Genomic DNA, 10688 nt, shown 5'->3' with positions numbered 1-10688 from the left:
GAAAATGCCGTTAAATGTTCGAGAATGGGACTGTCCAGACTGTGGGACTCACCATGACCGAGATATTAACGCCAGTAAAAATATTTTGGCCGCAGGGCTTGCGGTGTCAGTCTGTAGAGCGACCATAAGACCAGAACAGAGTAAAACTGGGGCGGCAGGTGCGAAAAATCCTTCGGGAAAGAAGCAGAAACCCAAATCGTGAGGTTTGGGAATCGCCGTCCGTTTTACGGCGGCGAGGATGTCAATACAGTCCCATTAAGATTCTCAGTCTGTCTTCAACCAATGCCAGGGTTTCTGAGGATACAGTTCCCCATCGCTTCTCAAGTCGTTCTACTGAGATTGATCTTACGTCCTCGCACTTGATAAAACTTGGCATTTTCACTCCTCCCTCTGGGGGTTCCACTTTTAGGTGAAAAGGGATTCCTTTGTCTTTAGAAGTTACTGGCAAAACAACAACTAAGCCAGATGCACCCTGATTAAACAGGTCTGCTGAAATCACTAAACATGGACGCTTACCAGCCTGTTCATGCCCCCTTACTGGATTAAGGTCTGCTAGCCATATTTCTCCTCTGGTAATTTCTGCCACTACCCTTCTACTCCATCAGCGAGAGTTTGCTCCCATGTCTGCCTTTCAGAAATTTCCTCTTGCCATAAAGTCTCATTCTTCCTTAAGGCGGCGAAGGCTTCATTCGCTTGAACTAGAAAAACATATCTGCGATAATTTTCGATGGCTTTGTCTAATACTGTTGGGAGCGTATCCCCAGAGGAGTCAACGAGTGCTAACAGCGTTTTGTGAGCAGCCTCACTAATGCTAATTTTTAATTCAGGCATACTTTTCTCTCGTAGCTTGTCTAGGGCTATTGTAGCCAATTGTGTAAGGGCTAACCACCCGGTTGGAGCGGACAGTTGAGAGGCTTTTCGTTGATCGCTATGGTCGATCTGCTGCCGCTCAACCAGAACGTTAGACCGTAGAGATATTGAGTCTTTGCAACTACTTCAGCTCCTCTAATTAGTTTTTATTGCTTCGTTCTATGGCGGTTCTCACACCTGTGTGGCACATTTAAACCTTTGCTGATTAAGCTTTTTAACATCGATAATGTACCTCTTGTGAACAGGAAACGCTATAAAAACTGATTATTTATTCTCCCTTTTGCCTTTTTCCTCTCCTGATATGTAGCCTATACTCAACGGATTTAGTATTAGATAACACCTGTGAATAACGGAGTCGGAGAAGAATTTTTTTTGCCCAATGTTGAAACACTTTCAATTGATGGCGTTTGCTGGGTAAACGCAGTATATAGACAAATCGACGCATTATATCGGCTAATCTACCACTAATATTAAGGCCAAAACTGGAGACAAGGGCTGATTGTTTACCCAAGGTTAACATATCACCTAAATGGAGATAATAATAGGGTTTGAGCGATTTTTTTCTGATCACTGCCGAGATATTTTTGGCTACTACACTGGCTGCTTGATAGGCTGCCTGTGCTGTGGCAGGAATTACCTGTTTATTAGGATAAATTTCGGCTAGATCCCCAAGGGCAAAAACTTCGGGATAGTCGATTAATTGTAAACTGGAACGGGTTAATAATTTGCCTTGTGCTGTTTTCTGACAATCTAAATTATTGATCCAATCTTGTGCTTGGGTTCCTGCTGTCCACAATAATAAATCAATGGGGATAACTTCATTTGTATTATCTTTAAATACGGTTATGGAATTAGCGGTAACTTCCTTTAATCCCGTGTTTAAATAGAGACTAACATTCTTGGCTAAAAGGGAACGATAGGAAGCAATACGCACCGATTTAGGGAAGTTTTGCAGTATTTCCTCGTTCCTTTCCACTAGATGAACTTGGCCTTTTTTTCCTAAGCGATCAGCTACCTTACAGGCTAATTCTACCCCATTGGGACCGCCGCCAATAATTGCTAAATTAATTGAGGATTTTCCTTGAGTTTCTAATTCATGAATTGCCGTTTGTAATTTTTCCACATCCTCTAAACTCCGAAAAGTCAGCCCATAATCGGCTAACCCCGGTATAGCCGGCCAACGATTCCGCACTCCCACCGCTAAAACGAGGTAATCATAATCTATAACTTCCTCATTTTCTAAATATACTCGATGATTGTTTAAGTCAATATTACTGGCTTTTTGAGTTTTTAAATTAACCTTAGTTCCTGTTAATAATTGACGGTAGGAGGGGGCAATTTCCCAGCGTTGCAATTCTCCTGTAATTAGTTCATAGAGAAGGGGAGTAAAGAGAAAATGGTTTTTTGGTTCGACTAAAGTTATTTGCCATTGACCTGATTTTACTGCTGTTAATCGACTCAGATCGAGTGCCGTGTATAACCCTCCAAAACCACCTCCCAGAATGCAAATCTTAGTTATAGGTTTATTCATGGATTTTTATTCTCAGTTGTGTTTAAGATGGGTTTCAGTTCCGAAACTAATTGTTCTGAACGAATAATTCTCGCCGGGGGCAAAAGATGATAGTGAGTGTCAGCAAAAATAGTAGAATCGGTCTTAATATTCAAGTCTTTTGGGTCATAAATTGTTGGCACAACCCGACTTAATTCTTCGGCAGATTTGCGAATATTAGCAACGGTTTTACCATCATTTTTGGCATAAACCCAGGGCAAAGAAACCACTAAAGTCGCCCCTTTTGCTTCTAAATCTTTCTTGAGTTTTTCAATAGCTTTAATCGAGTGAGGAGAAGCAGCAGTATCAAAGGTCATTTGCCACCATTTCCCCGTTCTTTCCTTAACTATAGTCGGATCACCTGTATTAGTCATTGGATCGGAAAGATAACCCGTCATTCTGCCTTTGGTGAATAAATCAACCGTGGATTTAGTAACTGGACGCATCCCCGGAATACCTAATAACCAAGTATCCTCGATCATGGTTTTTAAAGGTATCCCACCTAACCCGGGTTTACCAATAGCGACGCTAAAAGGAGCCGATCCCCAAAGTCCTTCGCCGCGATTAAAACCGTCCTCATCCATGAGCATGAGATATTCGGGAATCAGCAGAATTACGTCTCCTTGGCGCGCTTTTTCGAGAATCATAGCGGCAATGACATTTAAGCCGATATCCCCCTGTAAACCGAAGTTAACCACGGGAATTCCCAATTCTTTGGCCATTAATTCCGAATTTATGCTATAATGCGCCCCCGATCCCGCCGTGACGATTAAACGCCGCGGTCCTTCGACCTTGGCTGCGATCGCTGATTTTTCCTCGTACATCATCCGCAACCAGCTTAATTCGCCGCCGTAGATGACATTATAAACAAAGCCGAGGGACCAAGCGACTCCCAGAGAGGCTAACCAGGGGAAAGGGTTAAAGGATTTAGTATTCATCAGAATTCAAAGTAAATAAAGTCACCGGTATTAGTGGAAGCTAGGAGAATAGTTAAACCTAGCAATATTTTAGACAGCCAAGGGGATAACAATAGTTCATATTCAAACTTTTTCTGAGCAATAGCCAAATGTTCGAGGATTAAAACAATGATACCAAGAACTAAAGCAACGCTTAAAACTGCTCCTTGATTGAGAGTATAGGAACTAAAAATTTCCCCGATATTAGCTAAGGAATAATTGAAAGGATTGGCAATAACTAGCATTTTACCGATTAATCTTCTGGTGTTAATCTCCATGAAAAAGAGACAACCAAAAATGACCGCCAATTGCGTTAAAGCCCAGGAGACAATTTGCGGCTGAGAAACGTATTTTCCGACGAAAGCATAGAAAGGTCGGCCCAGATAACGCAGTAATAATAATAATGCCCCGTGATAGGCACCCCAAAAGATAAAATTCCAAGCTGCACCGTGCCAGAAACCTGAAAGAGTAAAGGTAATGAATAGATAAAAAGGCGCCCAATTTTTATTGGAACCCATCAGGGGTAAAAATACATAATCCCGAAACCAAGTGCTAAGGGTAATATGCCAACGTCGCCAAAATTCGTTAATACTTTGGGATGTATAGGGGGCTAAAAAGTTTAATTCTAATCTAACCCCGACAAAATAGGCTAAACCAACAGCAATAAAGCTATAACCACCGAAGTCAAAATAGATTCTCAGGGTGAATAAAAAGGCCTCAAACCAGATATACCAAGCATTATCGATCATCTTATCTAATTCGATGTAGGGCGCAATGTTATCGGCGAGGACAAATTTCATAAATAAACCGAGGGAAAGCCAACGCAAACCCTTCTCGAAGTTTTCTCCTGTAAATTTGAGGCGAAATCCCTCCATTTGTGGTAATAAATCCCGGCGACGCTCGATCGGACCTGCGACAATTTGGGGGAAAAAGGAGATAAAATTGACATAATCGAGGACGGCTAGGGGTTTCTTTTTCTTTTCCCGCAGGGAGTCCACCACGAAAGCTACCATCTGGAAGGTATAGAAGGATACCCCCGGTGGTATTTGGCTAGGCACGGGAATTGGGGAAAGTTCCTTCCAGTTAGGGGGGAGAGAAACGAATAATCCGATGATTTCCTCGACAAAAAAGCCGAAATACTTGAAGTAGGCGAGGACGAGAATATCGATGACGATAACGATAGTGGCTAGGAGATTCGCTTTCCAGCCGCTCATTTTCAGCACTAGCCAGACCATAATGTAGTTAAAGGCTAGGGAGACGATGAAAACGAGGAAACTGGTGCGACTGGCGTAATAAAACAGGATTAGGGACAGCGCCGCCAATCCGACTCCATCAAAAACACCTCGCCAGAGATTGAAGGACTTCGCCAGGTAGCGCGCCGTTAGGAAAGGAACGCTAAAAAGGATTAATATCCACCAAAATATAAAATCAGAGTAATTCAAGGCGTGTTAACTCCTGATGGTCTGTGTTACCTTGTTTGAGATGGGTTTCCTGACTTCTGATGCTCAGAGACGAGGGATTTTCTTGACAAGCCTATCAAACTTTGTCAGACTTGTCCATAAAATTACCTTCATCCATCCTAAAAAATCGAGGCTAGACAAGCAATGCTTTATCAAAAACTGTTAGATGCACATAAACGCTATCGACAATTTAAGACTTATCCCCATATTGCCGATCAATATTGGTCTAGTCAGTTGGCAGAGCATAATATTAATCCTAATTATGTGGCATATGATGCTAAATCTGGTCAACTTTTTTACAAACCACTAGGGATCAGTTTAAGCAAAAATAAGCAGGATTTCCTCTTGGGTAGTAAAGTTTTTAACAAAGCTAACGCCTTAAAAGCTCTGGCTGATTGTAAATTTTATATCGATGAGCAACAGGAATTAATTATCGAGATCGATGGAGTTAAGTTAATTATCGAGACGGGACAGGATTTAGATATCGCCCATGAAATTTTCCTTTTAGGTGTATATAATTTCCTCTATGATAAGCCCTGTGTAGCGATCGATATTGGCATGAATACGGGTTTTGCTAGTCTCTTTTTTGCCAATCGAGCTAATGTGAAAGCTGTCTATAGTTACGAACCTTTTAAGGCTACCTACGACCAAGCTTTAAGAAATTTTGCCCTCAATCCTAATCTAGCGGAAAAGATTAAAGCTTTTGATTATGGAGTCGGCGCTCGTGATGAAATTATTCAAGTAGAATACGATTACAATGTTAAAGGTAGTGTTGGTATTTCTGGTATTGACAACCAATTAAAACCTTTTGCCTCGAAACAAACAGCTAGAGCCGATTTAATTCTTAAACCTTTCACCGATGTGTTTAAAGGTATTACCTCTGATTATCCCGACATCGATATAGTTGCCAAGATTGATTGTGAAGGTTCCGAATACGAAATCCTCGATTCTTTAGCGGCAACTGGTCAATTAGGACAGATTAAAATTGTCATGATGGAATGGCATAAAAAGGGCCCCGATGCTTTAGTCAAACATCTGCAAGACTTCGGTTTTATCATCTTTTCCAGGATGCCTCGCAGTAAAAATGTCGGCACTTTGTACGCAATTAAACCCTAATCCGTAGGGTGCGTTACGCTATCGCTACCGCACCACAATATAGGCAATTAGACCTTATATTTTTGGGGTAAAAAGTCAAGATTCAGTAACCCACCACAATAGCTGTGCTAATAGTGCCTTACTGTGCTTGACAATAGGTATTAAAAGCTTCGCCAGTTTCTTTTTCTAATTGGCCGGCTTTTCTTACCTTTTCCTGTGCTAATTTTGCCCCGTTTTTATTGCGAGTTTCGATAACTTGAATTATTTCACGAGTGGCAGTGGCATAATCTTCATAAACTTGAGCGAAAGCGGTCTTATATTTCTCTAGTTCAGGATCCTTCACTGCTAATTTTTTCATATTTTCTGCGGCCTGTTCGATTTTATCGGCGGCTAATAGCCAACTTTTTTGGTCAATTTCTGTCCCTTGACCCTTGGTTAAGGATTTGGTTTCTTGGGCCACTTCGTTGGCAATGCGATAGATTTTTTGACATTGAAACTGTTTACTATCAGCACAACTTGCTAAAAAAGTCAAGCCTATAAATGTTAAGATTATTTTGTTATTCATACCATTGTATTCGAGAGGATTCTAGAGAAGCTTATAGCGGTAAACTATCAGCCTCTAAGTAGGGAGGCACAATTATTTGTAGGATGGGTTAGGGGTAGCGTAACATAATCGGGCGTTGGGTTTCATGCTTCAACCCAACCTACGTTCTATCGGCACCCCCCTTATCAAGGGGGGCAGGGGGGATCAAAGACAAAATCTATCTTCAATTTAATTGAAACCACTTACTTAGAACTGTTCAATCTTATAAGATTAAAGTTTAGCACTCGATCGCTGTTAAGCGTGTCTTTTTTGATGCCAATTCCAGGCGTGTTCAACTATTACCTTGAGATCGGCATATTGGGGATGCCAACCGAGAACCTGTTTAGCTTTATCACTACTGCCGATTAAAATGGGGGCATCGCCGGCCCTTCTGGGACTTTCGATGACGGGAATATCTAAACCAGTTACCGCTCGCGCTGTTTCAATCACTTCACGCACGGAAAAACCGTTACCATTGCCCAAATTAAACACATTACTTTCGCCCCCATTTAAGAGATATTCTAAGCCTAAAACGTGAGCCTGTGCCAAATCATTGACATGGATATAATCGCGAACAGCAGTGCCATCGGGAGTATCATAATCCGTGCCGAAAATTGACAGGGAATCCCGTTTTTTCAGGGCAGTTAATAAAGCCAGGGGAATTAAATGGGTTTCCGGTTGGTGATCTTCCCCTAATAAACCACTGGGGTCGGCTCCTGAAGCATTAAAATAACGGAAAGCCACCGATTTTAAACCGTAGGCCGGATCAAAATCCCGAAGAATTTGTTCCACCATTTCCTTACTGGCAGCGTAGGGACTGAGGGGATGATGGGGATGATTTTCCGTCATCGGAATTTCTTTCGGCATTCCATAAATAGCACAGGTAGAAGAAAAAACAAATTTCTTCACATCGGCGGCGATCATCGCTTGCAAAAGAGTCAGACTACCACTAACATTATTTTGATAGTAAATAGCCGGTTGCTGCACCGATTCCCCCACGGCAATAAAAGCGGCAAAGTGCATGACGGCGGCAATATCACGACTGGCAAATAAATTATCCAGCAGCGATCGATCCCTAGTATCACCGACAATTAACTCAACTTTTAATATATCCTTAATGATTTCGGCGTGACCGTAGGATAAATTATCGAGTACGATGACGGGATAACCGGCATTTTTGAGCGCTAGAACTGCATGGGAACCAATATAACCCGCACCGCCAGTAACGAGAATGGTAGGTTTAACTTGAGACACGCGATCATACCTATTTGAAATTGACTTGTCTATAACTTTATACCCTAATTTTCCTTTTATTTGACCATCATGTTAAGTCCCCTCGATCTATCTCTTTCCCTTGACAAAGAAACTTATCAATCACAAATTAAAGATTTAATGGAACAACTGCGATCGCTACAGAAGTCCTGTTGGGAATGTAAATTACCCGTGGTGGTGGTTTTGGAAGGTTGGGCGGCGGCAGGGAAAGGAACTTTAGTCAAAAAAATGGTTAACTATATGGATCCTCGCGGTTTTACCGTCCATCCAATTTTAACCCCTTCCCCCCAAGAGGAAAGTTACCCGTTTTTGTGGCGATTTTGGCAAAAACTGCCAGCAAAAGGTAGTATCGGCATTTTTTATCACAGTTGGTACACCCATCTACTAGAGGATCGACTCTTAAATAAATTGCCCTCCTCCCAGATTCCCCTAGTCATGCGCGATATCAACACCTTTGAGCGACAATTATCTGATGATCGGGTCGCAATCGCTAAATTCTGGATTCACCTCAGTCAAAAGGAATTAAAGTCACGCATCAAAGAATACGCCGAAAATGAACTAGAATCTTGGCGCGTGCGTCCGGAAGATTGGCAACAGGCCAAACGTTATGATGAGTATGCCAGTTTAGCCGAGGAAATGATTACCTACACTAGCACGGGGGCCGCCCCTTGGACATTGGTGGAGGGCAACTGTCAACGTTGGGCCCGGGTAAAAGTTCTCTCCCAATTAGTCGGTACGATCGCTCAAGCCTTGGATCAGCGCCAATTACCGATCGAACCCCCTGTCAATCTACCACCCCAAGCCCAATTACTGCCCACGGAACCCGATTATCTGGGGAGAGTGGACTTAAGTGCCAAATTGGAAAAAGAAGACTATAAAATCCGTTTGCGTCAGGCACAGGTAGAATTAAGAAAACTGCAATTAGAGATTTTTCAGGCAAATATCCCCGTTTTAGTCCTCTTTGAAGGGTGGGATGCCGCCGGTAAGGGAGGGGCGATCAAACGCTTAACCGATACCCTCGATCCTCGCAGTTATCAAGTGATTGCCTTTGCTGCCCCGACGGAGGAAGAACACCGCTATCATTACCTCTGGCGCTTCTGGCGGAAATTGCCCGCAGCCAAAACTATCGGTATATTCGATCGCAGTTGGTATGGACGGATTTTGGTGGAGAGAGTGGAAGGATTCGCTAAAGATATGGACTGGCGGCGGGCATATCAAGAAATTAACGAATTTGAGGCCCAATTAACCCATTCAGGCTGTGTTTTAGTCAAATTCTGGTTACATATTAGCCCCGAGGAACAGTTAAATCGTTTCAACGAGCGCCAAACTAACCCCTATCGTCAGCATAAACTCACCGATGAAGATTGGCGCAATCGAGAAAAACAGCCCCTCTACCATGTTGCAGTTAATCACATGGTAGCTCGTACTAGCACCCCCGTCGCCCCCTGGACGATTGTAGCGGCAAATGATAAGTATTTCGCCCGCGTTAAAGTCATAGAAACAGTAATTGCCGCTATTGAAACCGGTTTGAAACAACGGGGATAGGGGAGATAGGGGTATGGGGATTTTTTCGATTCACCCTCCCTTAACCCTGATGTTCTGAGAAGCAGAGTCGAGAACTTTATTGAACGTTTTCAATGTCCACCAGAGGAGAAACAATCATGAATCTCAATGAGTTGCCAGGGGCCGAGATCATCTTACCCGGACTGAGGGATCTTCACAATGGTGAGTCTAATACCATTGGGGCGTTGCTAGTTGCGATCGCAGCGACGCGCCTAACGGAAGTCGGTTTCGATATCCCTAAAAATCACCTAGCTGCAGAGCCAGAGCTAACCTTGTATGCCTATCTCCAAGAGGAACGGGATGATGCTTATTCTTACTATAGCGTTTCCCAATCTCATGAGGTACACCAAAATCTTAACTCCTGACTCCTGACTCCTCAAAACCTAAGACTCTGTACCTCACAACTATGGGAATTGCTATATAATGCTTTGCTGAATCGCCTCAATAGCTTTTGCAATGCACTCGAACTCGCTTATAAAATATGATGACAATTTCCCCCAGTTTAATTTCTCCCGATCTCAGTTTGGCCGATATTCCCCTAGAGGAAACCCTCTCTTTAGGAGTGATGGCTTCTGGTAGTGGTTCCAATTTTGCGGTTTTGGCGGCAGCGATCGCTAAAAAACAACTTAATGCCCGGATTTCTGTCCTCATCTACAATAATCCCGATGCCAAGGTAAAAGAAAAAGCCGCTCACTACAATATCCCCGCGATTTTCCTCGATCATCGTCAATTTAAACCCAGAGAAGAACTCGATCGGGCAATAGTCGAAACTTTCCAAGAATACGGGGTAAAATGGGTAATTATGGCGGGCTGGATGCGAATTGTCACCCCAGTGTTACTGGATGCTTTTCCCGATCGCGTGATCAATATTCATCCTAGTTTACTACCCAGTTTTAAGGGTGTGCGTGCCGTGGAACAAGCTTTAGCGGCAGGGGTAAAAGTGACCGGATGTACTGTGCATATCGCTCGCGCAGAGGTAGATAGTGGCCCAATTTTAATGCAAGCAGTGGTTCCCATTCTCCCGGATGATACCGCGGCCAGTCTCCACGAACGCATTCAAGTGCAAGAACATCGCATTTTCCCAGTAGCGATCGCTTTAGCGGCGAAATTGGGCCTATAGAGATAGATTTCTGGACTTTCTTGGCGAGAATACTGGCAAAAAAACGAAAATTCAACGCAAATCGTTAAATAAGTAGGGTCTGCTGAAAAAGTTTTTCCTAGGGGCAGGGTGTAGGGTGTGGGGTGTGGGGTGTGGGGTTTTACCGATTTTGAGGGGGTCAATTACCTAATTTTCAGGGAAAAAGTCCCTGAATTTCCCCCTGATCACTCCCATATCTGGT

The 10688-nt window shown here is 43.1% G+C and carries 12 protein-coding genes; 5 read left to right on the top strand and 7 right to left on the bottom strand.

Annotation, left to right across the window (positions count from 1 at the left end):
- A partial coding sequence (locus O9290_RS28050) for a zinc ribbon domain-containing protein (RefSeq protein WP_353852115.1) occupies window positions 1-202 on the top strand: 202 nt, incomplete at its 5' end.
- A 39-nt stretch (window positions 203-241) separates the two neighbouring features.
- On the opposite strand, the gene O9290_RS02530 is transcribed toward O9290_RS28050, so the two are convergent.
- From O9290_RS02530 to O9290_RS02510, 5 genes are all read right to left on the bottom strand, one after another.
- On the bottom strand, window positions 242-586 hold the full coding sequence (locus tag O9290_RS02530) for a type II toxin-antitoxin system PemK/MazF family toxin (RefSeq protein WP_193961846.1): 345 nt from the start codon (window positions 584-586) through the stop codon (window positions 242-244).
- Window positions 586-870 (bottom strand): toxin-antitoxin system protein, encoded by a 285-nt coding sequence (locus O9290_RS02525; RefSeq protein WP_249267892.1) that lies wholly within the window; start codon window positions 868-870, stop codon window positions 586-588. Before O9290_RS02525 ends, O9290_RS02530 begins: the two co-directional genes overlap by 1 nt.
- Before the next feature lie 268 nt (window positions 871-1138).
- Entirely contained in the window at window positions 1139-2401 is a 1263-nt protein-coding gene (locus O9290_RS02520; RefSeq protein ID WP_288059607.1) for an NAD(P)/FAD-dependent oxidoreductase, read from the bottom strand.
- On the bottom strand, window positions 2398-3357 hold the full coding sequence (locus tag O9290_RS02515; RefSeq protein WP_002758639.1) for a hypothetical protein: 960 nt from the start codon (window positions 3355-3357) through the stop codon (window positions 2398-2400). The genes O9290_RS02520 and O9290_RS02515 overlap by 4 nt, the downstream gene beginning before the upstream one ends.
- On the bottom strand, window positions 3357-4817 hold the full coding sequence (locus O9290_RS02510) for an MBOAT family O-acyltransferase (protein WP_002758640.1): 1461 nt from the start codon (window positions 4815-4817) through the stop codon (window positions 3357-3359). The genes O9290_RS02515 and O9290_RS02510 overlap by 1 nt, the downstream gene beginning before the upstream one ends.
- 162 nt (window positions 4818-4979) lie before the next feature.
- Between O9290_RS02510 and O9290_RS02505 the strand changes: the two genes are divergently transcribed.
- Entirely contained in the window at window positions 4980-5951 is a 972-nt protein-coding gene (locus O9290_RS02505; RefSeq protein ID WP_002758641.1) for an FkbM family methyltransferase, read from the top strand.
- A gap of 118 nt (window positions 5952-6069) precedes the next feature.
- On the opposite strand, the gene O9290_RS02500 is transcribed toward O9290_RS02505, so the two are convergent.
- Window positions 6070-6495, bottom strand: a complete 426-nt coding sequence (locus O9290_RS02500; protein ID WP_288059609.1) for a hypothetical protein — start codon at window positions 6493-6495, stop codon at window positions 6070-6072.
- A gap of 273 nt (window positions 6496-6768) precedes the next feature.
- Complete coding sequence (gene galE / locus O9290_RS02495; RefSeq protein WP_288059611.1) at window positions 6769-7767, bottom strand: UDP-glucose 4-epimerase GalE; 999 nt, start codon at window positions 7765-7767, stop codon at window positions 6769-6771.
- 69 nt (window positions 7768-7836) lie between these two features.
- Between galE and pap the strand changes: the two genes are divergently transcribed.
- The 3 genes from pap to purN all read left to right on the top strand — a co-directional run bounded on the left by pap (window position 7837) and on the right by purN (window position 10468).
- Window positions 7837-9330, top strand: a complete 1494-nt coding sequence (gene pap, locus O9290_RS02490) for a polyphosphate:AMP phosphotransferase (RefSeq protein ID WP_288059613.1) — start codon at window positions 7837-7839, stop codon at window positions 9328-9330.
- Between the two features lie 116 nt (window positions 9331-9446).
- Entirely contained in the window at window positions 9447-9713 is a 267-nt protein-coding gene (locus O9290_RS02485) for a hypothetical protein (RefSeq protein ID WP_288059615.1), read from the top strand.
- Between the two features lie 116 nt (window positions 9714-9829).
- Window positions 9830-10468: a phosphoribosylglycinamide formyltransferase gene (gene purN, locus O9290_RS02480; protein WP_288059617.1), complete on the top strand. Its 639-nt coding sequence runs from the start codon at window positions 9830-9832 to the stop codon at window positions 10466-10468.
- Window positions 10469-10688: the final 220 nt, after the last annotated feature.

The organism is Microcystis sp. LE19-41.2A (assembly GCF_027530405.1).
In the GTDB taxonomy this organism is placed as follows: Bacteria; Cyanobacteriota; Cyanobacteriia; order Cyanobacteriales; family Microcystaceae; genus Microcystis; species Microcystis aeruginosa.
This window is presented reverse-complemented; position numbering and strand designations above follow the sequence as displayed.